Source organism: Paenibacillus sp. S02, from assembly GCF_019454065.1.
GTDB classification, from domain to species: Bacteria; Bacillota; Bacilli; order Paenibacillales; family Paenibacillaceae; genus Paenibacillus; species Paenibacillus polymyxa_B.
In genome coordinates, this window is sequence record NZ_CP073682.1 from 2,161,244 (window position 1) to 2,187,868 (window position 26,625).

Sequence of the window (26,625 nt, forward strand, 5' to 3'; positions counted from 1 at the left end):
TGCAAAGGTGGTAACGGGATGCAACAAAATAAAGGGAATCTGCTTGCGTTAGGTTCCATCCCGCTGATGATGACGCTGGGTAATTCCATGCTGATTCCTGTTTTACCGGAAATCGGACGTAAGCTACATGTAAGTTCTTTTCGGATTAGCATGTTGATTACAGTATATGCGGTGGTGGCCATTTTACTGATACCGATTGCGGGCTATCTCTCCGACCGATTTGGCCGTAAGGCGGTGATTGTTCCCTGTCTGATTCTGACTGTGATTGGAGGGGGGATTTCTGCGGCGGGAGCATGGCTGCTTCACGATTCGGCAGCATACTGGACCATTATTGGAGGCCGTCTACTTCAGGGTGCGGGAGCGGCAGGGGCTTTTCCTATAGTCATTCCGCTTGTAGGTGATCTGTATGAGAACGAGGATGAGGCCAGCAAGAACCTGGGCGTAGTCGAGACCTACAACACATTCGGTAAAGTGTTAAGTCCGATCCTCGGTGCCTCGTTGGGAGCAGTTCTATGGTTTTTGCCATTGGCAGTAATTCCAGGCCTCTGTCTGATTTCGCTCATTTTGGTGCTTTGGCTGATCCATGCGCCCAAACGTAAGAACCAACCGATTATGTTTCGAGAGTTTGTGGGAAATGTGAAGCGGGTGCTTGCTGAAAAAGGACGCTGGCTCTATGCTATTTTCGCTATGGGCGGTATTTGCATGTTTGTCATTTTTGGCGTCTTGTTCTACTTATCCGACATACTAGAAAGTCGTTACAACCTCCGTGGAGTCTGGAAAGGTTTTGTGCTGGCCATTCCGCTTATTTCCCTCTGTCTGTGCTCTTATGTAGGAGGCAAGATTATCGGCAAGCACAAAAAGCGCATGAAATGGATCGGTTTCAGCGGTTTGGCCATATTGACGATCAGCTTTGCCATTCTCGGATTTTTTCAACATATTTATGCGGTGATTGGGTTGTTTACGTTAGGGGGCGGCGGAATTGGGCTCGCATTGCCTTGTTTGGATGCCCTGATTACGAAGGGAATTGAAAAAGAGGAGCGCGGAACCATTACTTCGTTGTACAGCAGCATGCGCTTTGTCGGGGTATCGCTAGGTCCTCCGGTTGTTTCCTTGCTGCTGGGTCGCAGTGGACATGGTCTGCTCTTTGGCGTGATGGCCGCAGTGGGAGGCATTGCAGCTCTGCTGATGCTGTTTGCGGTCAAACCCAAGCAGGATGAACCCACAGATGACAAATCCAGTGACCGTATGAGTGTAAATGAGGAGCTAACAGGGGTGGCCCGAGAAAAGCCTCTTTCTTCCAAGCTAAGACGCAAAACTCCTGCGAAATAAATGAAAAAGCACCCGTTGTCCATGAAATCATGGCAACGGGTGCTTTTGATAACTGAGCAAGTATATACTAATATTCATTTGTAAATCATAGTCTTACCCTTCTAGAGGGACATGCGTCTTAGGCCTACGGCTTGCGACGATTTGTATGACATAGATTAATAAGAATAGTACAATAAACAGCGAGGAAAGACGGTACATCCACGCATAATCACTTGCTTTGGCGATAATGCCAAGTATAAGCGCTCCGGCTGCAACCCCGAAATCGAGGGAATTGAGAAACATACCGTTTGCCATGCCCCTCTGTTTAGGAGACACGACCTGAATCATCCAGGTTTGCAGGGTCGGCTGCATGACACCAAACCCGATACCGTAGCAAAGAGCAGACATATACATGAAGACATCACTGTGCGCGTAGGAAAGTAGGATCAGACCGCCAATTAAAAACAGGGAGCCGGGGATGAGCAGTGCTTTTGCCCCTTTTTTGTCATAAATACGGCCTGAGAAGGGACGCACGATAAGCACGGATACTGCATTAAACAGGAAAAAGTAGGCCGGGTGCGCCAGATTTGCTTCATCCCCGTAAAGCGCCATAAAGCCGAGTAACCCACCATATGTGATAGACATCAGCATGTTCAACAAAGCGGGAACCCACAATTTACGGTTAAATGCCGGTTTTCGCCCTTCTTCCAAAGGAACCATAGGTGGTTCGATGTGCCCTTTGGGTAGTGTACGAATGAGCCAGTAAGCCAAAGGGAATATAACAATAATGACAGCTGCTGTTGTATAGGCGAGCAGGTTAAAGCTCCCGTATTGCAGCATTGAGATGCCAATGGTCGGCCCAATCGACATCGCTAGACTGGTGGATAAACTAAAATACCCCATTCCTTCACCAAGGCGCTTGGACGGGATGACGTCAGAGGCCATCGTTGGAAAAGCCGTACTGCTCATACCGAAGCCGATCCCGAATAACATCCGCATGAGCAGCAGCACTGTAATCGTCGGCGAAACACTGTACCCCAGCGTTCCTGCCAATGCAAACAGCAGCCCCACGAAGATCAGAGTGCTGCGATGCCCTTTTTCCAGCATACGGGCGGAAAAGAGCCGTGCCGCAATCGCACTTAAAGCAAATAAAGTGGTAACGAGACTAACCTGAACGGAACTAGCGTGGAATGTATTTTTCACATAAGAAGGAATAGAGGATAGAATCATCTGTAATTCCAAAAACAAAAATAAATTGGAAACCGTAAGAACAATAAATTCCTTGGTCCAAAGAGGTTGCTTGCTTTGTTGCATATTAATCGTTATCTCCTTGTTTTTCTGATTCGGTCATGTTGGCGTGAATTTGTAAAAGAGTCTGGCGGAATTGCTCCAGATCGGCTGAGGAAATTCTTCTTACAAAATCGTGATTGGCATCATATTCGATAGGAAGAATCTCTTTTACAAGCTGTCGGCCTGCTTCAGTCAAATGAAGTAAATAGGCTCGACGATCCTGAGGGCTATTCACACGCCGTACCCAGCCCTTCTTGTCTAATAAATCAATAATTCGAGTCGTGGTCGGCTGGTCCTTCACGGCCTTAGCTGCAATTTCTTTCTGATTTAAACCCTCAGCCTGATAGATTTGGTACAGAACCGACCATTGCTCTGGGGAAATATCATAAGGTTTGAGGCGCTGTAGGAGCTGCTGACTCATTTTGCGGTGAGTAATCCCGAGCAGCATCCCAATGGAACAATCGGGAGGTAAGTTATTCATAAGGTACTCCTTTCTGTTTCCCGTACATAAATTACTTTGAAATTAATTAGTTGTTACAACAATTATATGGATAACAAGTTGTTTTGTCAAAAAAAGTTGTTCAGCATTTTTGGTTCTTGCCCTCGCTAAAGGCAAAACAAAAAAACAGCCCGTAAATTACGGGCTGTTTGGGTTTTAAAAAAAATCGTTTGCCATGACTGGCAAATTAAGCTTTAGGCACGGATTCCCAATCCTTCAGGAAGCGTTCGATGCCACTGTCTGTCAGCGGGTGCTTCCACAGGGAAGGGAGCAAGGAGCCTGGAATGGTGGCGATATGAGCACCAGACAAGGCAGCATCTTCTACATGCTTAATGTTGCGAATGGAAGCCGCAATGATTTCGGATTTCAGACCATGAATGTCCAAAATTTGTCTCAGTTCACGAATGAGCTTCATACCGTCAACAGCAATATCATCCAGACGTCCTACGAACGGGCTGATAAAAGTAGCGCCAGCCTTGGCTGCCATCAAACCTTGAGCCGCGGAGAAAATCAGGGTTACATTCGTTTTGATTCCGTTCTTGGTCAGCTCGTTACAAGCGTACAAGCCGTCCTCGGTCATAGGCAGCTTGATAACCACGTTCGGTGCCCACTTGGCGATATCATAAGCTTCCTTGAGCATATCTTCAGCCTTCAGACCAATAACCTCAGCACTTACGGGACCTTCAACGATACTGCAAATCTCCTGAATGACTTCCTTGAACACTCGACCTTCTTTAGCGATCAGTGAAGGGTTCGTTGTTACACCATCAACCAGACCCAAACGTTCAATACGTTTGATTTCTTCAATGTTACCAGTATCCAAGAAAAATTTCATTTGATTTCCTCCTCAGGTTTATATAATACATAATACATATCACATGCGATGTACAATAGTTCATTTAAATGTAGCATATTGCACACGTTAAACTTATAATTAGTATGTATTACATTCTTAATTGTGACACATTTTAAATTTGAAAACAAGCTGTGTATGATTAAAATTTGATGAATTGTCGGAAGATGCTGAAATTTACCGATCCATGCTCACTTATAATATATACTACCCCACTCCATAAGGAGGTAATCATTATTCAACTGTCTGAAAGACAGCAGGAAATTGTTGATATTGTCCGGCGTCTGGCACCTGTTACGGGGGATAAAATTGCTGAAACACTGGGACTGACACGTCCGACTCTCCGTTCTGACCTTGCTCTGCTCGTTATGCTCGGGCTGGTGGATGCCAAGCCGAAGGTAGGCTACCTTCCAGGACGTTACCCCAAATATGATAGTCATATCGGCAACATGCTCAAAAAGCTGACTGTGGCGGATATACTTAGTGATCCGATTTTGATTTCCGGTGACGCTACCGCCTATGATGCGGTGCTGATGCTGTTTCAGCAAAATACAGGCACGCTGATGGTCACAGGGGAGGAACAGGAGCTCATTGGAATTGTTACCCGCAAGGATTTGCTGAAGGTCATGCTGGGGCATACCGATCTTCACACCGTCCCGGTGACCATGGCAATGACGCGCCGGGCCCAAATGACGACGCTTGCTACAGAAGACACTTTACTGGAAGCGATATCGAAACTGATTCGGCATCAGGTCAATTGTCTTCCAGTTTTGGACGAGCAATGTAGCTCCTCAACTCCAATTCGGGAGTTGGTAGGGCGGGTTACGAAAACGGACATCATGAACGCCATTCTGAGCTTGACAGAAGAAAAAACGTAAAACATGAATAAGGGGGCCTTGTATGTACTGGTTGGCCATGCTGACGATGCTGATTGACCATGTCGGACTTGTGTTTTTTCCGACGGATCCGGCTTGGAGAATTGCTGGCAGGCTTGCTTTTCCAATCTACGCGTACGCGCTGTATTTGGGATATACTCATACCCGAGACATGCGGAGCTATATGCTCCGTCTACTCGGACTGGCTCTGATTTCTCAGGTGCCCTATATGCTGGCGTTTGATGTACTTAGACCGAACGTAATCTGGACGCTATTGGCCTCGTTGCTCGCGCTGGCTGCTGCATCCCACTTGAAGCATTGGACGGCTGTAACGGGTCTGTACGTCCTTTCAGCTCTGGTTATGGAGCTCAGCCAGATGGATTACGGAGCCTATGGACTGCTGTTGGTTCTCATTTATCGATACACCCGTTCATACATGATGATTGCAGCCCATTTTGTTTTGAACGTAGTGTATGATATGGTGCATCACGCGAATCTCCAACACTTTAGTCTGCTGTCCAGCATTCTGATCGTATGTTTTGCAACTGGAGAAAGCGGATTTTATAGTCGGGTACCGCGCTGGTTGTGGCGTAGCTTTTACCCGGTACATCTGGCTGTTATCGCCACAATTCGCATCTGGTCCTAATCTACATCTCATACAACAAAAGAACCTTTAAAACCACGACATAATTGGTTTTAAAGGTTCTTTTTTATCCTTCATTAAGCTAGCCAATGTTTAGGATACCTTGTTGGGACCTTGGGCAAAAGGAAGTGGGCGAAGAGGAGCACCTTCCTTCATGTATTGCACCAATACTTCTGGAATATTGTGTATTCCACCTGCATTGACACGATAGCCGTTCATTTGCCCCGGCGAGTTAATCCCCCGTTTGACCGTGAATGTAACGTCAATTCCCAAGGAACGGCAAATTTCCAGCGTCTCCTTGGTATACCCACCATAAGGGAAGGCAAGTACATTCTGATCATTGTGTAGATGCTTGAACAGCTTCTTGTCAGCCATGTCCAAGTCGGTATAAACCCGCTGTTTGAACTCATTCTCTGTTTCCATTCGCCCCAGCTTTTTCGAATACACAGGCCCCATCAGAAGCGGCTTTTGTTTGGTGCGCGCTGTGTTGGAGTATCCGTAAGCATGCTGGTCATTGGTATGATTGTAAAAATCAATGCCTTCGGCATGCATCTGATGAATTTGATCCCATGTCAGCTTTGGAATACCAATGTGTTTGGGATTGCTGATCGTGGACGTAATGAGAAAATTGGTTGCCGGAACCTGATACTTTTTCAACACGGGAAAAGTGTCCGTATAAAAGGACTCATAGCCATCGTCGAATGTCATGAGTACCGCATTATCAGGAACCTTGGCTTTATGTAAAATAAAGTCCGTATACTCTTTCATCGTGATCCAGTGGAAGCCGTTAGCCTTCATCTCATCCAACTGTCTCGTTAAATTACTAAGCTTGAGAGCGCCGGGATCAGGTGGAGTCTTGGTCACCTCATGATACATCAGGACAATGACTTTGTTTTGGTAATAAACTTTATCTGGCGTAGGCGTCAGTGAGAATAAATGGCGCACCAGTCGATCTGCATTAGCTGTACGTGTACGATGAGTCCCTTTAACTGTAGGTGTGTGGTATATGCTACGTGCTTCATACAGCAAAATCCCTAAAATAGCCAACAAACTTATGATTAGCAATGTTCTTTTAAAAAAAGTGTGTTTCATTGAATGACATCCCCCGCATGCAAAAAATTCTGAAAGTATAGAGGTTTATACTAAATATGAAACTAGCAAAATCTAGTCTATCATACCGAAAACATGCGGGAGAAATATCACAACTTTGTTACCTCTGTGTTGCTTTTACAGATACCGATGAAGAGGTCGGGAAGTAACCGATCTCGACGGCATGCTGGATCATGTTCTGAATAAAATTCAGGTCGGTTGCCGGGCATTGAACGCCAGCTTGTTCCAGCAGAGCTGCGGTTACAGAGCATCCGTAACGATAAGCTGAATCCTTGGCTCCATCACCTTCCAGTTGTCCCATAGCAAGATGAAGTGCATCCTCCTGGATGCCGGAAGACGGATTTAGCAGCCAGACGCTGTAATCGTCAAAAGGCAGGGTTTCTACTGCGTAACCGAGTTGGTTTACCATAGCGATCAGTTCATCATATGGCAGTGGGTTCGGATTGCAGATATGGAAAATGCGGTTTGCGCTTTTTTGATGAACGGACAGCTCTACGATAGCACGGCTGGCGTAATCAATCGGCGTGAAGTCCGTATGCCAATCGGCTTGTGGTGCTTTACCCAGCAGCAGCATCGCCTTCATCATACGATAATAAGCATTGCTGTCGATATTTCGCTGGAAGCGTCCGTTGGCCGAATGAGCTGTCAAATTACCCGCGCGATAGATCGAGACAGGCGTACCCGCTTGAGCTGCTTGGAACAATAGCTTCTCTGCCGCGAGTTTACTGTTCGTGTACAGGTTGTCCACGTTCAATTCGTCTGGGGAGGCAGAAAGCTCCAATGCCGACTCCCATTTTCCCTCGTTTGCAAGATCCTCCGGTATCCCCATAGTGGAGACATGATGGAAGGACACTCCCGGCTTGGCTTGGGCAATTTTCAGCAGTTCCAGTGTACCGATCACATTCGTGCGATCGAAAGCTGCCGAATCACCAAAATGGCGAACGTCAGCGGCGCTGTGAATGATGCCGTCGATTTGGTGCTCCAGCATATGGCGGTCGACGGAAGAGAGACCAAGATCAGCTTGCTCCAGATCCCCATAGACAGCCTTTACCCGTCCTTCGATCAAGCTGGAGATATCTTGTCCAAAATATCCCGTCAATACGGACTGAATACGCTCGATACCGGATGGACCGTCCTGAGAAGGGCGTACCATCGCGTATACTTTGGCTTCTGTCCGTTGTAGTAGGTCATACAGAATGTGCGAGCCTAGATAGCCTGTAGCTCCGGTCAACAAGATCACGCGCAAGTCGCGGACTTCAGCTAAGTCAGAAGCACCAGACAACTCAATAGGATGCTCATTCAAGTCCATTTTTTCTTGAGGAATCGCGAGTGACTTGCGTTGCGGCGTTTGTTCCGTACCTAATTGTTCCACGTATTCAGCAAGCTCACGAATGGTTTTGTAGCGGAAAAAGTCTCCGATGCGCAGCGCGCCATAACGCGGCTTCAGAATAGCCAGCACATGAATGACACGAAGCGAATCGCCCCCGATCAGGAAGAAATCATCGGTAGCGCCGATGTTATTTTTACCAAGCACTTGAGTCCATGCTTCGGCAATAAGTGTTTCGGTTCCTTCTCGGAGAGGTTCCCCGCCAAATGAAAGATCAGACGCTTCCGGTAGTGGCCGCAGGGCCAGCTTTTTGCGATCGATCTTGCCAGTTGGTGAAATTGGCATAGCTTCCAGATGAACGACATGGCTTGGTACAAAATACGAAGGCAGCTTGCCCCCAATATAAGACTGAATAACGTCCTGTGGAATGAATTGTCCATCCGAAGTGGTGAAATAGCCAACTAGCATGTTCTGATCTGTGTGATCTTTGACGGCTACCACAGCGACGTCCTGAACACCTGGATGTTTGGAAAAATGGTCTTCAATTTCTCCAATTTCAATCCGATTTCCTCGAATTTTGAGCTGCGAATCCTTGCGGCTTACGTATTCAATCGTACCGTCTGGCAGCAGCTTGGCGATATCACCCGAGCGGTACATTTTTTCACCCGGAACAAAAGGATTGTCCACGAACGATTGGGCTGTACGTTCTGGCTGATGGAGATAGCCATGGGCCAATGCAGGAGTAGCAATGCATACTTCACCCGGAATATTGACAGGGCAAAGCTTGTTATCATCGTTAACGATATACACTTTGTAATTGTAAATCGGCTTGCCGATCGGAATATTGACGACATGCTCAGGCACGGCACCACGGACCCGATGGGTCGTCGTCGCTACGGTGCATTCGGTCGGTCCATATACGTTTACGATGTCGGTATCTGTACCGAATTTGCTTTGGAACGCTCGAACTTGTGAGCCGTACAGTGCTTCGCCTGCTACAGTAACAATCCGTACCTTAGCGAGTTTGCGATAGCCTTCGTCTGACAAATACGTAGATAGCTGATTAAAGAATACGGTCGGCAAAATGGTAATAATCGTCGTGCCTGTACGTGCAATGGCTTCAGCGAATTCTTCAACAGATACACGTTCTTCGGAAGACAGCAAGTACAATTTTGCACCGTAAAACAAGGCTCCAATTGTATCCCAAACGGATGCATCGAAGCTGTAGGTCGCAAATTGGGTCAATACATCCTGAGGTGTAATGTCGCAATCGCGTTGCACGACAGCTCCTAGGTTAACGACACCGCGGTGAGCAATCAGGGCACCTTTCGGTTTGCCTGTAGAGCCGGATGTATAGATGACATAAGCTAGATCATCCGGACTTACATTAACGTTCGGATTGCTTGCAGCATAGCCTGCCAGTGGCCCGTTAATCGCTAAAATTTCTTTTACCGTCTCAATGGAACCGCACAGTTCAGTCGCTTGTTCCATGAGTGCGGAAGTTGTTAAGACAAAAGGAGAACGCGTGTCTTCGACAATGTAGCTACTCCGGTCAGCGGGGTGGGCGGGATCAACAGGTACATATACGCCTCCGGCTTTCAGGATACCAAGCAGTGAAATGACGGTCTCTAAGCTCCGTTCCATGAAGATGGTCACGAATTCACCTTTGGTAAGGCCTTTGGATAACAAGACACGTGCGACTTGGTTAGCACGTTCGTTCAACTCACGGTACGTGTACTCTCCAGTGTGTGAAGCAATAGCCGGACGATCAGGGTATTGTGAAGCCGCCTCCTCAAACATTCCATGAATAGTTTGGTGCTCAGGATATTTCACGACTGTATTATTTAAAGCTTCGTGAGCAGCTCGATCCGCATCCGATAATATATCAATTGAATTCACAAGTGCATGGCTGTTGGTTAGCGCGCCACGCAAAAGGGTTTCAAAGTATTCTGCGTATCGGACAATCGTTGTTTCCAGCAGGAGTGATTGATCATATCGTATCTGTATTTGATAAGCGCCATTGTGTTCACTAACAGCCCAGTCCATAATACGGGATTCTACACCGCTGTCCGTAGGCAGATTTGCCGAAAATGAAGTATCGGCTTGTGGTTCCGCAAGGTATGCATTAGGCTCACGGAGCATCTCCTGAAATAAGCCTGCTAGTTCATGAAAAGTCGTTTCCTTTTCGACTGTCAGCGAAGCTGTAAGCAGACCGGTTTGCGGCACAAAAGTAGAAAAAGAAACTTCTTCTTCTGCGGATAGGCGATATACCCATGCAGTATATGCTGATAAGAGCAACGCTTGTTTGTCTTCCGCAGTTTTTTGCTGATTTAATTGTTCCGAGATGGACGCTTCTAGCTCTACTTGATAAGTAGAGGATGTATGCTTGCGTTGTATACGTGCACAATCCAAGGGAACTAGGAATGGGGATGGGGTTGTTTGTGTGCTGTTTTGTAGTAATGAAGCCATTACGCTAACCTCCTGAATGTATGATGTCTTAATATAAATGGTAAACTCAGTAAATGCCTCCGATCCCTTCAAATGCATGAACAGGTGGGAGGCATTACCGAATGATTTACTTATGAAAAAAATTTTGGAGTCGATAAATGGTTATTATGATTTGGTACGGTTGGTGTCTGCAATTTTGAAATAAGATGTAATTTCTTGAAGCTCTTCAGACATGGATGTCAATTTATGGGATGAATCAATAATCGAATCCAAAGAAGCTTTTTGTTCCTCCACCGTTCGCACAATGTGAACACTGTTATTGGCTGTTTTGGTTACGGTGGAAGAAAGATCGTCTGCTGTTGCTGTCATTTCCTGTGTACCCGCAGATATTTGCTCAGTAGCACTGGATACTTCTTGGATTTGCCATGCTACATTTTTAGTTGCTTGAAGAATATCATTGAACAGCACGCCTGCTTGTCCGGCAACGACGATTCCGTTTTGAACTTCAACGTTTCCTTGCTCCATCGACTTCACAGCTTGTCCGATTTCACTTTGAATTTCTTCAATCAGGGACGTAATTTGTTTGGTTGCATCCGCAGATTGTTCTGCCAGCTTACGTACTTCACTGGCAACAACGGCAAAGCCTTTACCTTCTTCACCAACACGGGCAGCTTCAATAGAGGCGTTCAGAGCGAGCAGGTTGGTTTGACTGGAGATGCCTGAAATGGTACTGATGATATTGCCAATTTCCTGCGAACGACTGTCCAGCAACTTGATGATACGGGAAGTATTGGTTACTGTATCGGTAATCAAGTGCATTTGGGATGATACCTTACCTACAATCTCGTTGCCTTCATTAGAACGTTTCTCTACCGAATTGGCTTCCTCCGCAACATTGGAAGAACTAGTGGCAATATTTTGAATTACCGAAGCCATTTCAGCCATGGCACGTGCACTATCACCTGTTGCTTTTTCCTGCGAACGGATATTCTCCGTGATTTCACTGATGTTTTGATTGATGATGTTGGAATTGATTCCGTTTTGCTCGCAGATTGCGAGTAATTCCTTGGCAGATTCATTGACTTCATCAGTTGTCTGCTTCACTTTGGTCATAATGCTGTTAATATGACTTACCATATTGTTGAAGTTCTGATTCACGAGTCCCAAATCATCATGACCTGCATGAATTTGAACATCCAGATTTCCTCTGCTTACTTCACTGATACCGTACATCAGTTGCTTAATCGGGGACAGCGTGCGTTTCACAACCCAATATTGAAGCGCCAGGCAGATCAGTAGGAAAATCACTAAAATGGTAGCGCCGCTAATGAGCAGCTTGGTCAATCCTGCAGGTACGGCACCGGCATCTGCATCGACTGCAAAATATGCAAAGATTTTGCCACTTGGATCTTTAATTGGAGTCATCAAAGTCGTCCATGTACCAAAAGAATCATCGTAGAAGCTGGTGAATGTTGGTTTGCCACTGTCCAGCATACCGGTTACGCCTACTGCCACAACATTGGGTTGCTCGTACATGGAGCCAACGAGCAGCTTATCTTTTTCAAATGCTTCTCTGAGATCCGTTGGCATCGCCACAATAGATGTTAGATTGCCATTTTCGAGCTCCGTCCCGAAAATATAGGCATGAGAGATATTCGGATTCGTCGCCATGATGTTATCTAGGTATGCGCGGAGTTTGGTTTGAACGGGTCCATCATAATTTTTCTCTTGAACCGCTTGGGTTACTTCATCGGAATTAATGCCCTGGGCCCACTTCAATGTGATTTTTTCCACTTGCCCATGCAATTGGTCTATCAAAATCGTACGTTGGATCAAATAACTGGACACAATAAGGACTAGCCCAATCAATACGATGTTGAAGAAGGATAATAATAAGTTTTTGGTGAAGAATGATAAGCTACTCCACTTTTTCAAAATGTTCCACTCCCTGGTTGTATTTTTGTATATGGTGTTGAACCGCTTATCGAATGAGATAATCAAGTCCCCCTTACAAACATATTAATCGAGATAATAGACCCTTGAATTTTATGTAATAGGTCTTAAGTCCTTTTATAGACAAGTATGATATCCCTATATATATGTCGTACGAAAAGCCCTTGAAATGAATACCTTACACAATAAAAAATTAATTTTTAATAGGTAAACGCTGTCTGTGTTTCAGTATATTCCAATTTATACTTCTACTTGAAATTCGACTTCATTACAGTCCATAAGCAACTATTCAACAGAAACCATCATACTTTATAATAGAGTCAAATGCACTTATCAATTTGGGACATTTTTCATATTTGACGTTGGAAATGCTTGATTTATCGCGGTTTTTGTGAATTGTTTGCGAAATGAGTCCTTATATCCATGTAAAGAGAAGAGGGATAAGAAGAATGTCCAAGCTTACGATTTTAAAGGTTGAGAGTAATCATGAGGATCTGCATGAGTTGATTCAAAGGCTGGATGAGGACTTGCTGGAAAGGTATCCTGCCGACGAAATTTACTTGGTCGATTTTTCCAATCCGAAAGTTAAAGAAATGGTTTTCGCTGTTGTGTATGTGGACGAAAAACCGGTGGCTTGTGGAGGGCTTAGGCCTATAGATGCGGAAGAAATGGAGCTCAAAAGGTTTTATGTCGATTCCTCTTATCGCAGACAAGGAATTGCGGTGAGTCTATTATCTTTTTTGGAAGAGGAAGCCAGCAAACGGGGAGTTGTAAGAATTAAACTGGAGACCGGAGCGGCTCAACCTGAAGCGATTGCTCTCTACACCAAACGGGGATACGAACCTATTGAACGGTTTGGGGAGTATGAACACGATGAAAACAGCCTTTGTTATGGTAAAAAGCTGTCTCTGTTATTATAAAGCGTTCTCTTATAAAATGGATGATGATCAATACTAGCCTATATAGCGGGAGAGATGATAATGAATTTGAAGCAAAAAGCGGCCGAAAAAGCAGTTGAGGCGATTCAGGACGGCATGAAAGTAGGACTTGGTACAGGCTCGACAGCCTTTTGGGCTATTCAAAAAATCGGTGAGCGTGTAGCGCAAGGATTACATATACAGGCTGTAGCTACATCCCAAGCCTCGGAGGATCAGGCCAGGGAGCTGGGAATTCCCATCATTCCGTTTGATCAGATTGGAAGGCTTGACGTTACCATCGACGGTGCAGATGAAGTGAACGAGCAGCTGGTACTGGTGAAAGGTGGAGGCGGAGCCCTGCTGAGAGAGAAAATTGTGGAAAGCAATAGCGACCGATTAATCATTATTGTCGATGAGTCCAAGGATGTGAAGGTGCTGGGTGCATTTCCTTTACCCGTTGAGGTCGTACCCTTTGCCAGTGAATGGACGTTGGCGGCCTTGCAGCAGACGGGCTGTAAAGCAGAATGGCGTATGAAAGACGGCGGGCGCTTCCTTACGGATAACGGTAATTATATTGCCGATTGTCGCTATGGTACGATTGAGAATCCGCAGGAGTTGGAAATCCGCTTGAATCAAATTCCGGGTGTAGTCGATAACGGACTGTTCATTAATATGGCGGACCAGGTTATTATCGCACGGGCCAATGGACAGATCGACGTCCGTAACAAGTAATGTCTAGGACCCGCCTGCTTCATCATGTGGCATTGATGTTATTGATTTTATATACAGGGCTTCTATTATATTGGATGTTTCTCGGTTTTGGTCGTACATTACGACCAGGACCCCCGTATTCGTATAATATTGTTCCGTTTGATACGATTAGGCAATACTGGCGGGCAATGGAGTCGTTTCCTTTTCGGGTATGGGGTGTTAATTTGCTCGGTAATATTGGCGTATTCATTCCCTTCGGTATCCTTGTGCCTATCATTTGGGTGTCCATGCGAAGTATAGGCAGTCTGTTGTTAACGATAGTGATCGCACTGGTCATTCTTGAGGTGTCCCAAATGCTGCTGGGCGCAGGTACAATGGATGTAGATGACATCATACTGAATGTTCTGGGAGTATTATGCGGCCGTGTCGCCTACGTATTTGTACGTAAGAAGTTAGGGATAACAACATAATCGTCCCGCTCTCTGGATCAGTGCTTTAAGACTGGCTGAGAGCGGTTTTTTTTACATAATGAACTGTAACTTTCACATTAAAGCCGGTAATCCTCCATTAATAGGTGGCAGGAGCAGGGGAGGAACGCTTAAACTTGACAAAAGTGAACAATTAAGATATCTTGGAATAAAGATATGAGTAACGGAGGATGTTAATATGTCTGTAAAACCAGATGATCAGGACTTAGCACTTAATTTGTTCGTTGTTCTGGCTCGTGCTTATAATTCGGTCACGTCCCGTACGAATCGGGACATTCATAGTCATGGATTAAATACAACAGAATTTGGAGTGCTTGATCTGCTGTATTATCGGGGACCACAGCCTTTGCAGAAGATTGGAGAAAAGGTACTAATCTCTAGTGGGAATATTACGTACGTGGTAGATAAACTTCAGAAAAAAAACTTGCTTACCCGTCGTGCATCACAAGATGATCGGCGTGTGATTTATGCAGAATTGACTGATGATGGACGTCATTTCTTTGAGCAAATATTCCCGCAACATCATCGTGTCATTATGGAGACCGTGGATGGCTTATCTGTGGAAGAGAAGGAGCAGGCTATTCATCTGTTAAAAAAGCTTGGACTAACTGCTGAGGGGCAGAAGAGTAATGGATCATAAATTGTGCGTGTGCAGGTTAAATCTGTTTTAGATAAAATACCGACTTCTCGGTATTTTATTTTTTTGTCGTATTTTGGGGAAGTAGGGTTAATGTAGAGACGCAAATCAGGTATAATTGTCTAATAGTCACGTCCGGAACCAATCCCCAGTACCTGTTTCGAATACAAAACCTTGTCGGGGAAGGAGCTGTACATGAGCATACAGCAATATACCGCAGGTGAGTCGCTATTGATGCAAGCAGGAGCTTTGGCTGAATTAGTTACCCATAAGCAATACGAATTACAGCCTGATCTTTTGCAGCGTTTTGGGGATAACGGTAAAATAAAGACAAAACAGGATTCTATATATAGTTTGAACTATTTAGCTGAAAGTGTAATCATGAACAGCCCTATTTTATTTACACAGTATGTTTCCTGGTTAAAAAAGCTTCTGGAGGGTTTCGGCATAACTCAAGAAGATTTGAGCATCAATTTCAGATTAATCCAGGAGACGTTGGTAGAGCACTTCGATCATACGGATAAAACCATGGTGCTGGAGCATCTGAATTTGGGGATACAGCAAATTGGGAAGAAAGAGGAGTATGCCTCTTTTATTACAGATGATAATCCCTATGCTGCTGACGTGGCTCAATATTTGAAATATTTACTCTCAGGTAATCGCAGACAGGCTTTGGATTGGATCGTCCGTTTGCTGGATGAGGGTATCTCTATTCAACATACGTATAAATATATTTTTCAAATTTCGCAATATGAAATAGGCCGTCTATGGCATGAAGGCAAAATCACCGTCGGCCAAGAACATTTTTGCACTGCCGTGACTCAATTTATTATTTCCAGCCTGTACCCCAGATGGATGGGGAGTGGAAGTAAGGAACGCTGCCTCGTGGCGTCGTGTGTAGGCAGCGAGCAGCATGAAATTGGTCTGCGTATGCTGGCTGATATATTTGAAATGGATGGTTGGGATACGTATTATTTAGGCGCTAATGTACCTAACCGGAGTCTGGTTCAGGCCATTGTGACTTACAAGGCGGATGTGGTGGCTATCTCAGCTACCATGGCTTACCATGTCCATTTAGTGAAAGAGTTGATTGCTCTCATTCGACAAGACCCAACTACTAGCCATGTGAAAATTATGGTCGGAGGCTTGCCTTTTAATCTCGATTCCCACTTGTGGCAGGAAGTAGGGGCGGACGGATACGCACCAGGTGCGGAGGAAGCGCTGGAGGTTGCAGGGGACTTACTTTCGCTCAGGAAATAAGGTTAGTTTTGTGAACCTGTAAGTCATTTTGTAAAGGGGGCCTTTTAATATGAAGGAACCGACAGCAGAAATGGCTGTCCTGCGGAAAACGGTCGAACAATTAACGGATGAGATTGTGAAAAGCAAGGCTGAGGAAGAAAAGCTGCTGAATGAATTTTCATCAATGAACAACGAACTGGTCAATCTGCAGCGTCAGCTTGCCAAAAGTAATGCGGAATTAACACGGACGAAGGAAGAAGCGGTACGGGCTAATGACCTAAAGAGCACTTTTCTGGCTGTGGTTAGTCATGAATTCAGAACGCCAATGAATGGAATACTTGGAATGATCGAAATGTTAGGTTCATCCAAACTTTCCCCAGATCAACGGCAGGCCATCGGTGTGATACGTGAGTCAGCCTCCCTGTTGTTGAACATGATTAATAATCTGCTTGATATATCCAAAGTGGAAGCAGGACAGATGGAACTGGAGATCGGAAATGTCAGAGTTCAGGCGATTATGAGCCACGTTGCTCAGTTGTTGGAGCCGCAAATCTATCAGATGGGTAACCGGTTAAGTATAGAGACCGATACCAGTGTGGCAGAGCATCTGGAGGGAGATTCGGCAAGGATCATGCAGATCTTGCTCAATCTGTTGAACAATGCGAATAAATTTACGAGTGAAGGATTGCTCATCGTTCGAACAAAATTAGTGGAGGAAACAAAAGTTTCCCAACGTGTTCGATTTGAGGTGCAGGATTCGGGTATTGGGATTTCACCGGAGGATCAGAATAAGCTGTTTCAGCCCTATGTACAGGCCGGTGAAGGAAGCGCCTCCCAATATGGAGGAACAGGTCTGGGGCTATGGATATGCAGTTCATTTGTGGAACTCATGCAGGGAGAAATTGGGGTCGTCAGTGAAGAAGGCCAAGGCTCTACGTTCTGGTTTGAAATTCCCTTCATGAAAGGATCGGAGCAGGCAGACGAAATGGAGAAGCATGAAAATGGTGATTTGAAGGTATTTAGCGAGTTGCTGCGTGAGCACAGTCATTCTCAAACTATTTTGGTGGCCGAGGATAATCGGGTGAACCGTCAGGTGGTGCAATTACAGCTTAACCACTTGGGATTCCAGCATATTGATTTTGCTGAGGATGGACAAGCTGCTGTAAGAGCGGCCTCCGAACGATCCTACGCTTGTATTCTAATGGATCATCATATGCCTCTGCTGAATGGTCATGATGCGGCGAAAGCGATCCGCCAGCGGGAAGCAGAAAACCAGCAACCACCTGTACCGATCATTTCTTTGACCGGAAATGTGTCCGAGGAGGATCAGGCACGGAGCCGGGAGGTTGGAGTGAATGATTACTTGATGAAGCCAGTAACGATTGAAAAGCTCTCTGAAAAGCTTGTCAAATGGCTTCCAAAGCCGGAAACCGAGCCGATTTTGGATGAGGAAGTTATACGTGAAATTATGCTGCTGGACGAGGATGGCAGCACGGGACTACTGGAGTCATTGGTCGAAATGTATACTAGTGATACACCTGCCAAAATCAATAGGTTAAGAGAACTGGCTGCTGCGGGCGAAGCCACAAAAGTAGTAGAGGCTGCTCATGAGTTGAAATCAGGCAGCGTGAGTCTGGGTGTCGGGCGTTTGTCCTCGTTGCTGTCCGATATTGAACAGCTTGCACGGGAGAACCGACTTGAGAATGCGAAAGCGAAGTTGTCTGCGCTCCAATCTGTCTATCAAGCAACGTGTTTAGAACTGGAACGCTATATTCACCACTGCTAGACAGGTTTCCCCCTTGTTAGACTTGCATACGGAAGGAGGACGTAAGAGACATATATGAAAGAACAGTTGCGTTCCATTCACCCGCTGGCCTGGACGATTATTGTCGGTACTATTTTTGGGCGGATGGCGACATCCATGAGTATCCCGTTTTTGTCTATTTACCTTACCACCCGTCTAGGGGTGTCCCCCTTTCATACGGGGGTGATCGTATCGGTCAGCTCGTTGGTCGGCATTTTTGCCAGCTTTTACGGTGGATATATTTCAGATCGAATCGGACGACGTAAGGTGATGCTGGTGTCCATTGCGAGCTGGGCGCTTGTATTCGTTGCTTTTGCGTTGGCGGAAGCGGCCTGGGCCTTTTTTGTCATTAATGCTCTGAATGGACTGTGCAGATCCTTGTTCGAGCCAACCTCACGGGCACTGTTATCAGATGTAACCCCGAAGGAGAAAAGACTGCTTATCTACAATATGAGATATGCAGCCATTAATGTTGGGGTGGTGGCAGGGCCGTTGCTTGGTTTAATGTTAGGATCTGCATCCACTGGTACGCCGTTTATGGTAGCTGCTGGTGTGTACGCATTGTACGGGGTACTGTTGTTGATCCAATTTGCCCGGTATGCATCGGATCTGCATATAGGTACAACGGCGGGAGAGGCTCCACTGCGGATGGGCGAGGCATTCCGTACAGCCAGCCGTGATCCGGTGTTTATGCCGATTTTGCTGGGAACAGTATTTTGTGTGATGGGCTATGCTCATTCCAATTCCACAATGCCTCAATTCTTGTCCTTATCCTTCGAGGAAGGAACCCGGTGGTTTACATACATGCTGACGGTCAACGCGGTTTGTGTATTGGCATTTCAATATCCGCTGGTGCGACTGGCAAGTCGATTTTCCCCGGTGAATTCCTTGATTGCAGGGAATATATGTATTGCGGTCAGCCTGTTGCTGTGCGGTATGCTAAACTCAGGCTGGATGTTTATACTGGATATGGTGCTGTTTACGGTTGGTGAAGTGTTATTGTTCACGATGTTGGACGTACTGATTGACCAAATTGCAGATGCTCAATATAAAGGGACCTACTTCGGTACAATCGGCTTTAATAATTTGGGAAGCGTGCTGGCTCCTTTATTTGGTGGCTGGTTGCTGGATATCTATGGTCAAACGGCGCCGCTTGCCGTTTTTGTTCCGGTTGCCCTGTCGGTTGTGATTGGCATTCCGTTCCTTCTGGTCGCACGCCGCCGTCTGGTGCAGCGTACAGCACGGATCGCGGCTCAAGGAGGAGAATCGGTGCAGCAACTGTCATCATAAAAAGGGAGTTGAGTGCAGGATGAAGTCGGAAGAAAATGTGCTACGAATCATACAATATATGAATGATCCGCAGGTACTGCAAGACTTGCACTATGTGCGAGAGCTGAAGTTGCCGCAAGGATGTATTGCCGCAGGCTATGTACGTAACCGGGTTTGGGACAAGCTCCATGGCTATACAACTGCTACACCTTTAAACGATATTGATGTTATTTACTTTGACCCGAAAAATACGCTAGAGGAACGAGATGAGTATCTAGAATTGTCCTTGAACCGTAAGCAGGCCGGACGTAACTGGTCTGTCAAAAATCAGGCTCGGATGCATATTCGCAACGGAGAGGCTCCTTATTCCTCGATAGAGGATGCGATGAGCCGCTGGCCAGAGACGGCAACGGCTGTGGCGGTTAGATTGAATGACAAGGATCAAATAGAGGTCATTTGTCCGCATGGATTGGAAGATCTGCTGGATATGCGGGTACGGCAAAGCCCTTTGTTTCGTCACACAACGGCTTTTCGTCAGCGTGTATTTGAGAAGCAGTGGCTTGATAACTGGCCGTTGCTTATTATGGAGAATTAGAGGTAATCCTAATTTCAGGATATTAAGGAGAGACGACAAATAATGTTTAAAAATATAAAAACAGATTCAGATCGTGAGGAGGTTCTGGAGCTGTTAACCTACGCTGTGCTGGATCATCCTGAACGCGGAGAAGCAGCTTTACGTACCTATCAAGCCTCGGATGACTGGAAGCTGTTCGGTGTAGAAGATGAAGGACTTATTGTAGGTATTGTTGGCTTTGAGGAGCAGGAGGATGGAACAACCGTAATTCGCCATCTGGCCGTGTTGCCTGAAAACCGTCATAGAGGGTATGCCAGAGGTATGCTGCTTACGCTTATCCAGGAGCGTAATCCGAAACGGCTTACTGTGGACACGGATGCGGAGGGGGCAGATTTCTTCCGCAATGTGGGCTTTGCCGTATATGGATCAGAGGATTTGCCGGATGGTGGGCAATTCCATTGTGTATATGAAATAGACGAAGAATAAGCGAATCTCCGGGTCCCGCGTTCCTCTTTCTACATAAGATATGTTATGTAGAAAGAGGGAGGTGGGTTTCATTGGCGTACCAATATACAGCGATTGGAGATTCTTTAACAACAGGTGCGGGGACGTTGCTGAGCGGCGGATTTGTACCTATCTATCGGCGAATGGCAGAAAGACATCTCCGTACGCCAGTCAGTTACGAGAATCTGGGAATCAACGGGCTGACATCGCAGGAGTTGCTGTCAATGGTCCGTAACAATCCGCTTTTTCGGTCGGCGCTCAGCCGGGCTGAACTTATAACGGTAACGATCGGCGGGAATGATCTGCGCCCATATATCAGCGCTCTTTCTGGAGGTTCCGGCTTGTCGGGTTCTTCCATTCCGCAAGCACTGAATCACACCAAAGAACATGTGCGCCAAATTGTACATGCTCTGTATCAGATAAAGTCCGGTCAGCGTGAGCCATTTATCATCCGAATGGTGGGATTATATAATCCTTTTCCAGGGGTAAGGGAGGCAGGAGTATATGTGCGCCAGTACAACTCGTTTCTCTATACATTGGGCGGACCGAATTACCAGGTGGCGAACATTTATCCCGCATTTGAGGGCTATGAACGGGCACTACTTTCGTTAGACCGGGTGCATCCGAACAGTCGTGGTTATCGTGTGATTGCGGAAGAGCTGAATCGGCTTGGTTATGCGCCGTTACGCTGAGCGTGAGAGGATGCTTTGGATCGGACAAAGTATATTAAAGAAAAAGGTTCATCATGGCAGTAGAAACTGACCATCATGAACCTCTTTTTCTGCATTGGGCATGCTACATTTCTAAAATAGCTTTCAGCTTGGTGCAGTCCGCCTGTAACTCGGGCAGCTGACCCAAAAATAGAAGGAAGGCTTTCACGTGAGCTATTTCCACGTTTTCTTCCGAGAGTTCACCCTTTAATCTGCTTAGGATTTGCACATATTCATTCCGGGGAGCTTCATTTAATTTAGTTTGTTTCAGAACCGTATCCATACATTGCAGTGCATAGGAGATTTGTTTTCCCTTGGTCCAGATTTGATCAGAATCTTCATGGAATACGGAATCGCGGCCCCACATGATTTGATGTTGAACATCAGGGCTCAGCATTCCTTGTGCCAGCATATCCGTAATGCTGAGCATAAATTCAGCCAGTGTTTTATGCTCCGTCGAGGACAGTTCTGAATCGCTCATTCGGAAGGAATTAATAATGATACTTTTGATGACAAAATTGATATCGTGCGCATAGTCACGTATAGATTGTCCATAAGCATCAATTAAGAAATCAACCATCACGTTAGACAAATAATGTTCAACACGATCAATGGCTTGTGCGATTTTTTCTTCCTTAGAACCGATTAAAGGGACGGAGTATACCAGCAAATGAACTTTATTCTTATAAATCCGGCCCAGCGCAATCAAATACAGTTGTCTCAACTTTTCACGGGAAGGTAGCTGGTGCTTCAAATAAAGTTCTTTAATATCTGCATCAAGAAGTTTTTCAATCAGGACGATTGTCCCCAGCAGCAACTCTTCTTTACTTTGAAAGTATTTATAAAAGGAAGCCTTGACCATCCCGCTTTTGCGGGCAATTTCATCGACCGAGGTGGCATCGTACCCTTTTTCAGAAAACAGGGAAAGGGCGGCATAGATAATATCTTCACTCGTTATTTTTTTCATTGTACCCCCAATTTTTTGCTCTGTCTCTTTAATTTCCAGCGGGCAATAACCATATACAGGGACGGAACCACAAACATCGTAAGAATGGTCGAGTACATCAATCCAAACATAATGGTATACGCCAGCGGTCTAAACATAAGCTCTCCAATAAGCGCAATCGGAATCAGACCGACAATGGCTGTCAGTGAAGTAAGCAATATGGGACGGAAACGCGCTTTGGTCGCTGCAATAACCGCCTCCTTCAGTTCGATCCCTTCACGTCTTGCATCCTCAATAAACTCAATCAGCACAATGCCGTTACGTACGACAATACCTGCCAAGGTCATTAAGCCCAACACGCCCATAAAAGTAATCGGTGTATTTAGAATGAACAAGCCAAGAAATCCGCCTGCTGCTGCCATATACACGGTAGTCAATATGATGAGTGGAGTCGAGAAAGAATAAAATTGCAAAAAGATCAGCATGAAGATTAATAGGATGACGACAACATATAACCATCCTATTTCTGATAAAATGTCATCTTGTCCTGAAATCTCGCCGCCAATTTCCCAAGTGTAGCCTGGAGGAAATTTAATGTCCTGCAATTTAAGCTTGACATCCTTCATGACTTCGGAAGCTGTACGGCCGTGAACTTCAGCTTCAACAGTAATCGAACGCTTTAAATTATAATGGTTAATTTTTTGTGTTGCAAAGGATGGTTTCAACTCAGCCAATTGAGATAAAGGGATTTGAACACCATTGGCATTGGTCACATTCAATTGCTGAAACAAAATTTCAGGATTTTGATCGGTTTGGCTTAGCTTCAGCTTAATATTTATCAAATCTTTCCCCGTATCAAATCGGCTAAAGCTCACGCCATTACCCATTAACAAGAGTGTACGTGTCAGATCATTATTGCTTACCTGATATTGATCCATCGCTTGTTTGTTGATTTGGAAATCCAACGTATAGCCTTCATTTTCCATATTGTCTTGTATGTCCTGTGTTCCTCTGGTAGCCATAATGCCTTCTTTTAACTGCTGTGACAACGAACGCAACTGATCTACATCATTGCCTAAAATCCGAATGGAGATCGGCTTACCGAGAGGCACCCCCACTTTGGCTATTTTCAAGGAAATGGATTGACCCGGATAACGATCCTTTAAGATGGAGGGCCATTTGTCTGCCATTTCATCGGGATCAAATGCACCTTCTTTCCCAATAATAGCAATTTGACCCACGGTTGTGCCTGTTTTGGCGTCAGCGGTCATATCTTGAAACAACCGGGGAGCGTCGCCGCCAGCCGCATAACTGATCGTTTCCACATGAGGTTGCTGCTTCACCCATTTGGCAATATCCTCGGTGACCCGCTTGGTTTCTTCTATAGAAGTACCTGTAGGCATACGCACATTAATGCTTAATTCCGGATCGTTGGTTCTGGGGAACAGGTCGATCGGAATCAGAGCAAGTATGCCGTACAGCGTGGTACTGATCAATAATCCTAATGCAGCATATAATCCAGGTTGCTTAGTGACTCTCGGAATCAGCTTGCTGGTATATACGTTACGAAGAGCATCAATTTGTTTTCCCAGCAGTCCCGACGGCTTCATGGTGGAGTTGGGCGTTTTTTGATTTCGTTGTCCATACCATTCTCTAAAGATTGGGATGACGGTAAAGGACATGAGCATGGAAGCCAATAACGTAAAGATAACAGCAAACGGTAATGGTTTGATAAGGGAGCCTGCATCGCCTGATAAAAAGAACAGCGGGGCAAAGGAGGCTACAGTTGCCAGGGTTGCGGTCAAAATGGAAATGGAAACTTCTTTCGTTCCATTTAATGCTGCTATCTTGGGACTCTCGCCCAAGGTCATCATTCTGCGTTCAATATTATCATTAACCACCACAGCATCATCGACTAGAATCCCCATTACAATAATTAAGCCAATGACCGTAACCTGATTCAATGTTATTCCGAGCATAGGGAGAATAATGAGACCTATGGCGATTGAAATAGGAATAGCCAGTGCCACAAAAGAGGATGTAATCAGATTCAAGCCCAATGTACATACGATCACAACCGCCGCAATGGCAAACAGCAATTCACGGGTCAAGCCATGAAAAATATGATCAATCCGCTCGGTCTGTGAAAATAACGTATTTAGTTGAAACGTATTAGGCAGATTTGGTTTTAACAACTGCATTTCTTTATTTACTTTGCTATAAATCGTGTCTACGTCAGAGCCGGTATTACCGTTAATCGTCAGTGTAATAGCTGGTTTACCGTTAAAAAAGGCCATATAGCTGCTGGTGTTATGTGTAAGCAATACGGTGCCCACATCACTGAGATACACAGGAGCGCCGCTGTCTGTTCTGGAAATAATGACTTTACTCAAATCCTGAGCATCCTTGGACTGCTTTACATTCAAGCGATAGGTACGTTCATTGTAATCCAGATTGCCTATCGGATATTGATCATTTTCCTTCTGCACTGCACTCATGAGCTGTTCCCAACTGATATGGTACTGCTGGAGCTTTTGAGCATCAATTTGAATCTGAACCTCTTGATCCGGTAATCCCTTGATTGTTACTTCCGATACACCGGGAATGGTTTTTAATTGATCCTTCCACGATTTCACCATATCATTTAGTTGATACAATTGCTCCACAGAGTCCCCCGTGATGGCGTAGGAATGGATAAATACCTTATTCAAATCATCGTTAACGAGAGGCTTTTGAGCATCTGTGGGCAGAGAAGACTGGGCATCGTTCATTTTTTTGCGTAATGTATCCCAGGCTTCTGTGGCATTGGCGTTGCCTTCTGTCTCAATGATAATCGTCGAAAGTCCATTTTCGGATGTAGAAGAAATCTTTTTAATATGATTGATTTCTTTCATTTTTTGTTCCAGAGGCTTTGTGACCGTTTGTTCTACCTTTTGGGGTGTAGCTCCAGGGTAGAGGGTCGTGACCACAGCGGTTTTCTTGATAATATCCGGCGTTTCCTGCCGGGGAAGCTGAGAGACACTATACAGCCCGGCAACAATCGACATGATAAAAATAAAGAGGGTCAGTTTTTTCTTTTTGATAAAATATGCAATCATTTGCTCGTTCCCCCCATGATCTGAACGAGCAGCCCATCGTAGATCAGGTTTACTCCGGTGGTAACGATACGATCCCCGACATTCAGCCCCTTGGTAATTTCGAGCTTATTGTTGGACATCTGACCGACATTCACGACCGTCTTGACCGCTTTGTTGTTCACCACTTTATAGACAAAAGTATCTGTACCGTTATTAATGACAGCCTTGGCTGGGAGCAAAATTCGCTCACTTTGGGTCAATTGGCGTCCTGCCTTTACGACTTGTCCCGGGGCCCAATCATGCTGGGTGTTAGGAACAATCACTTCCACGTTGATACTGCCCGTATTGGTGTTGGTGGCCGGATAAATTTTACTGACCGTTCCTTCTCTGTTCTCATCGTACAGTTGAAGCTGGACGGTCTGACCTTGCTTCCAGTTCGTGATTTCATGATCGGGAACAGGGAGTAGCACCTTGAGCTTGTCGATTTGTCCGATACGATATATCGGCTGTCCAGTGCTCGTCAATTGTCCCACCGTTGCCTTTTTCTCCAGAATAACGCCGGAAATGGGGGCTTTTAAAGCTGTCTTGGAGAGGGAAAGTTCGGCTTGCTTTTTGGCAATGACCGCCTGTTGATATGCCGCAGTTGAGTTATCTCGGGTGGCTTCTGCCTGTTCTTTCGCAGCGATAGCAGCTTCTTTCCCGGCTTGGGCTTGCCGCAAGCTGGATGCTGCCGATTGCCGATCTTCTAATGTGGCTCCCTCCTGTATTAAGGAGAGGGCTTCTTGCGCATCCTCCAGATCCTTGGAGGCGTTGGTTAAAGCGAGCTGTGCATTTTCATAATCGTTTTTGGTTGCAGCTCCCTGATCATATAAAAGCTTGGTGCGTTCAGCGGTAGCCTGTGCTTTAGTCAAAGCGGACTGTGCTCTTTGCACTTTGGTACGGACCTGTGCCCTTTCCTGCTCACGGGCACCCTTGTTCACTTTGCTAACTCCAGCTTGAGCTGCTGCCTTTTGCGCGTCGGCGGATTGAATGGAGGCATCTGCACTTGAAATGGCAGCTGTAGCATTTTTGATACCTGCCTGTGCTTCAAGAATAGCTGTACTAGCCTGCTCCAGTTGTAGCTGGTAGCTGGATGAATCAAGCATCGTCAAGATCTGCCCTTGGGATACGGAGTCTCCCACATTGACAACTGTGTCGCGAATCAGTCCGGATAACTCAAAAGATACGGAGGTATCCTCATAGGGCTGTAGTGTGCCTGAAAGGTCAAAAGAAGCAGACAGCGGTTCTTTTTTTACAACCATCGCTTCCACCTTTTGATTTTGTTGTTCCACTGCTTCTTGATCACTCGATCCTGTAGATGAGCAAGCTGAGGTGAACAGAAGAATGAATATAGCAGATATGTAGAGACTGTGTTTCAACAAGATGATCGTCCTTTCCGGTTTT

The 26,625-nt window shown here is 45.6% G+C and carries 22 protein-coding genes; 13 read left to right on the forward strand and 9 right to left on the reverse strand.

Annotated elements, in window-relative coordinates; genetic code table 11:
* The first annotated feature begins 18 nt into the window (after positions 1–18).
* Entirely contained in the window at positions 19–1,329 is a 1,311-nt protein-coding gene (locus tag KAI36_RS09600; protein WP_220027605.1) for an MFS transporter, read from the forward strand.
* Between the two features lie 93 nt (positions 1,330–1,422).
* On the opposite strand, the gene KAI36_RS09605 is transcribed toward KAI36_RS09600, so the two are convergent.
* The 3 genes from KAI36_RS09605 to fsa all read right to left on the reverse strand — a co-directional run bounded on the left by KAI36_RS09605 (position 1,423) and on the right by fsa (position 3,932).
* Positions 1,423–2,622 carry an MFS transporter gene (locus tag KAI36_RS09605; protein WP_220027606.1) on the reverse strand — a complete coding sequence of 400 codons (1,200 nt, stop codon included), beginning with the start codon at positions 2,620–2,622 and terminating at the stop codon, positions 1,423–1,425.
* Between the two features lies 1 nt (position 2,623).
* Positions 2,624–3,079 carry a MarR family winged helix-turn-helix transcriptional regulator gene (locus KAI36_RS09610; RefSeq protein WP_023988117.1) on the reverse strand — a complete coding sequence of 152 codons (456 nt, stop codon included), beginning with the start codon at positions 3,077–3,079 and terminating at the stop codon, positions 2,624–2,626.
* 205 nt (positions 3,080–3,284) lie between these two features.
* Positions 3,285–3,932 (reverse strand): fructose-6-phosphate aldolase, encoded by a 648-nt coding sequence (fsa, locus tag KAI36_RS09615; RefSeq protein WP_220027607.1) that lies wholly within the window; start codon positions 3,930–3,932, stop codon positions 3,285–3,287.
* A gap of 185 nt (positions 3,933–4,117) precedes the next feature.
* Between fsa and KAI36_RS09620 the strand changes: the two genes are divergently transcribed.
* Both KAI36_RS09620 and KAI36_RS09625 read left to right on the forward strand, forming a co-directional pair.
* Positions 4,118–4,828 carry a CBS domain-containing protein gene (locus KAI36_RS09620; RefSeq protein WP_220028087.1) on the forward strand — a complete coding sequence of 237 codons (711 nt, stop codon included), beginning with the start codon at positions 4,118–4,120 and terminating at the stop codon, positions 4,826–4,828.
* Between the two features lie 22 nt (positions 4,829–4,850).
* On the forward strand, positions 4,851–5,471 hold the full coding sequence (locus KAI36_RS09625; RefSeq protein WP_220027608.1) for a TraX family protein: 621 nt from the start codon (positions 4,851–4,853) through the stop codon (positions 5,469–5,471).
* Positions 5,472–5,561: 90 nt separating this feature from the next.
* Here the strand turns inward: KAI36_RS09625 and KAI36_RS09630 are convergent, their stop codons facing one another.
* The 3 genes from KAI36_RS09630 to KAI36_RS09640 all read right to left on the reverse strand — a co-directional run bounded on the left by KAI36_RS09630 (position 5,562) and on the right by KAI36_RS09640 (position 12,288).
* Positions 5,562–6,560: a polysaccharide deacetylase family protein gene (locus KAI36_RS09630; protein ID WP_025718585.1), complete on the reverse strand. Its 999-nt coding sequence runs from the start codon at positions 6,558–6,560 to the stop codon at positions 5,562–5,564.
* Between the two features lie 118 nt (positions 6,561–6,678).
* On the reverse strand, positions 6,679–10,374 hold the full coding sequence (locus KAI36_RS09635; protein ID WP_220027609.1) for a non-ribosomal peptide synthetase family protein: 3,696 nt from the start codon (positions 10,372–10,374) through the stop codon (positions 6,679–6,681).
* Positions 10,375–10,518: 144 nt separating this feature from the next.
* Complete coding sequence (locus KAI36_RS09640; protein WP_023988122.1) at positions 10,519–12,288, reverse strand: methyl-accepting chemotaxis protein; 1,770 nt, start codon at positions 12,286–12,288, stop codon at positions 10,519–10,521.
* 467 nt (positions 12,289–12,755) lie between these two features.
* Here KAI36_RS09640 and KAI36_RS09645 point away from each other — a divergent pair, with 467 nt between their 5' ends.
* From KAI36_RS09645 to KAI36_RS09690, 10 genes are all read left to right on the forward strand, one after another.
* On the forward strand, positions 12,756–13,226 hold the full coding sequence (locus KAI36_RS09645) for a GNAT family N-acetyltransferase (protein WP_025718578.1): 471 nt from the start codon (positions 12,756–12,758) through the stop codon (positions 13,224–13,226).
* A 60-nt stretch (positions 13,227–13,286) separates the two neighbouring features.
* Positions 13,287–13,955 (forward strand): ribose-5-phosphate isomerase RpiA, encoded by a 669-nt coding sequence (gene rpiA, locus KAI36_RS09650; RefSeq protein WP_220027610.1) that lies wholly within the window; start codon positions 13,287–13,289, stop codon positions 13,953–13,955.
* Complete coding sequence (locus tag KAI36_RS09655; RefSeq protein ID WP_023988125.1) at positions 13,955–14,404, forward strand: VanZ family protein; 450 nt, start codon at positions 13,955–13,957, stop codon at positions 14,402–14,404. The genes rpiA and KAI36_RS09655 overlap by 1 nt, the downstream gene beginning before the upstream one ends.
* Positions 14,405–14,600: 196 nt before the next feature.
* The gene (locus KAI36_RS09660) at positions 14,601–15,062 is read left to right on the forward strand and encodes a MarR family winged helix-turn-helix transcriptional regulator (RefSeq protein WP_013309820.1); all 462 of its coding nucleotides are present in this window, start codon (positions 14,601–14,603) and stop codon (positions 15,060–15,062) included.
* A 192-nt stretch (positions 15,063–15,254) separates the two neighbouring features.
* The gene (locus KAI36_RS09665) at positions 15,255–16,319 is read left to right on the forward strand and encodes a cobalamin B12-binding domain-containing protein (RefSeq protein WP_220027611.1); all 1,065 of its coding nucleotides are present in this window, start codon (positions 15,255–15,257) and stop codon (positions 16,317–16,319) included.
* A gap of 49 nt (positions 16,320–16,368) precedes the next feature.
* Positions 16,369–18,084 carry an ATP-binding protein gene (locus KAI36_RS09670; RefSeq protein WP_220027612.1) on the forward strand — a complete coding sequence of 572 codons (1,716 nt, stop codon included), beginning with the start codon at positions 16,369–16,371 and terminating at the stop codon, positions 18,082–18,084.
* 54 nt (positions 18,085–18,138) lie between these two features.
* Positions 18,139–19,392 carry an MDR family MFS transporter gene (locus KAI36_RS09675; RefSeq protein ID WP_220027613.1) on the forward strand — a complete coding sequence of 418 codons (1,254 nt, stop codon included), beginning with the start codon at positions 18,139–18,141 and terminating at the stop codon, positions 19,390–19,392.
* 19 nt (positions 19,393–19,411) lie between these two features.
* Positions 19,412–19,966, forward strand: coding sequence for a nucleotidyltransferase family protein (locus KAI36_RS09680; RefSeq protein ID WP_025718570.1), 555 nt, complete (start codon positions 19,412–19,414; stop codon positions 19,964–19,966).
* 42 nt (positions 19,967–20,008) lie between these two features.
* Positions 20,009–20,431, forward strand: a complete 423-nt coding sequence (locus tag KAI36_RS09685) for a GNAT family N-acetyltransferase (protein ID WP_023988130.1) — start codon at positions 20,009–20,011, stop codon at positions 20,429–20,431.
* A 71-nt stretch (positions 20,432–20,502) separates the two neighbouring features.
* Complete coding sequence (locus KAI36_RS09690; protein ID WP_220027614.1) at positions 20,503–21,141, forward strand: GDSL-type esterase/lipase family protein; 639 nt, start codon at positions 20,503–20,505, stop codon at positions 21,139–21,141.
* A 103-nt stretch (positions 21,142–21,244) separates the two neighbouring features.
* Here KAI36_RS09690 and KAI36_RS09695 read toward each other — a convergent pair whose 3' ends face one another.
* The 3 genes from KAI36_RS09695 to KAI36_RS09705 are packed head-to-tail and all read right to left on the reverse strand — an operon-like array spanning position 21,245 to position 26,603.
* The gene (locus KAI36_RS09695; protein WP_025718565.1) at positions 21,245–22,126 is read right to left on the reverse strand and encodes a TetR/AcrR family transcriptional regulator; all 882 of its coding nucleotides are present in this window, start codon (positions 22,124–22,126) and stop codon (positions 21,245–21,247) included.
* Entirely contained in the window at positions 22,123–25,203 is a 3,081-nt protein-coding gene (locus KAI36_RS09700) for an efflux RND transporter permease subunit (protein ID WP_220027615.1), read from the reverse strand. Before KAI36_RS09700 ends, KAI36_RS09695 begins: the two co-directional genes overlap by 4 nt.
* Complete coding sequence (locus KAI36_RS09705; protein WP_258296317.1) at positions 25,200–26,603, reverse strand: efflux RND transporter periplasmic adaptor subunit; 1,404 nt, start codon at positions 26,601–26,603, stop codon at positions 25,200–25,202. The genes KAI36_RS09700 and KAI36_RS09705 overlap by 4 nt, the downstream gene beginning before the upstream one ends.
* Positions 26,604–26,625: the final 22 nt, after the last annotated feature.

What these genes read in the sequence shown, in the direction of transcription:
- KAI36_RS09600 (WP_220027605.1), top strand. Translation starts at nt 19, where the DNA reads ATGCAACAAAATAAAGGGAATCTGCTTGCGTTAGGTTCCATCCCGCTG.
- KAI36_RS09605 (WP_220027606.1), bottom strand. Translation starts at nt 2,622, where the DNA reads ATGCAACAAAGCAAGCAACCTCTTTGGACCAAGGAATTTATTGTTCTT.
- KAI36_RS09610 (WP_023988117.1), bottom strand. Translation starts at nt 3,079, where the DNA reads ATGAATAACTTACCTCCCGATTGTTCCATTGGGATGCTGCTCGGGATT.
- fsa (WP_220027607.1), bottom strand. Translation starts at nt 3,932, where the DNA reads ATGAAATTTTTCTTGGATACTGGTAACATTGAAGAAATCAAACGTATT.
- KAI36_RS09620 (WP_220028087.1), top strand. Translation starts at nt 4,118, where the DNA reads ATGCTGAAATTTACCGATCCATGCTCACTTATAATATATACTACCCCA.
- KAI36_RS09625 (WP_220027608.1), top strand. Translation starts at nt 4,851, where the DNA reads ATGTACTGGTTGGCCATGCTGACGATGCTGATTGACCATGTCGGACTT.
- KAI36_RS09630 (WP_025718585.1), bottom strand. Translation starts at nt 6,560, where the DNA reads ATGAAACACACTTTTTTTAAAAGAACATTGCTAATCATAAGTTTGTTG.
- KAI36_RS09635 (WP_220027609.1), bottom strand. Translation starts at nt 10,374, where the DNA reads ATGGCTTCATTACTACAAAACAGCACACAAACAACCCCATCCCCATTC.
- KAI36_RS09645 (WP_025718578.1), top strand. Translation starts at nt 12,756, where the DNA reads ATGTCCAAGCTTACGATTTTAAAGGTTGAGAGTAATCATGAGGATCTG.
- rpiA (WP_220027610.1), top strand. Translation starts at nt 13,287, where the DNA reads ATGAATTTGAAGCAAAAAGCGGCCGAAAAAGCAGTTGAGGCGATTCAG.
- KAI36_RS09655 (WP_023988125.1), top strand. Translation starts at nt 13,955, where the DNA reads ATGTCTAGGACCCGCCTGCTTCATCATGTGGCATTGATGTTATTGATT.
- KAI36_RS09660 (WP_013309820.1), top strand. Translation starts at nt 14,601, where the DNA reads ATGTCTGTAAAACCAGATGATCAGGACTTAGCACTTAATTTGTTCGTT.
- KAI36_RS09665 (WP_220027611.1), top strand. Translation starts at nt 15,255, where the DNA reads ATGAGCATACAGCAATATACCGCAGGTGAGTCGCTATTGATGCAAGCA.
- KAI36_RS09670 (WP_220027612.1), top strand. Translation starts at nt 16,369, where the DNA reads ATGAAGGAACCGACAGCAGAAATGGCTGTCCTGCGGAAAACGGTCGAA.
- KAI36_RS09675 (WP_220027613.1), top strand. Translation starts at nt 18,139, where the DNA reads ATGAAAGAACAGTTGCGTTCCATTCACCCGCTGGCCTGGACGATTATT.
- KAI36_RS09680 (WP_025718570.1), top strand. Translation starts at nt 19,412, where the DNA reads ATGAAGTCGGAAGAAAATGTGCTACGAATCATACAATATATGAATGAT.
- KAI36_RS09685 (WP_023988130.1), top strand. Translation starts at nt 20,009, where the DNA reads ATGTTTAAAAATATAAAAACAGATTCAGATCGTGAGGAGGTTCTGGAG.
- KAI36_RS09695 (WP_025718565.1), bottom strand. Translation starts at nt 22,126, where the DNA reads ATGAAAAAAATAACGAGTGAAGATATTATCTATGCCGCCCTTTCCCTG.
- KAI36_RS09700 (WP_220027615.1), bottom strand. Translation starts at nt 25,203, where the DNA reads ATGATTGCATATTTTATCAAAAAGAAAAAACTGACCCTCTTTATTTTT.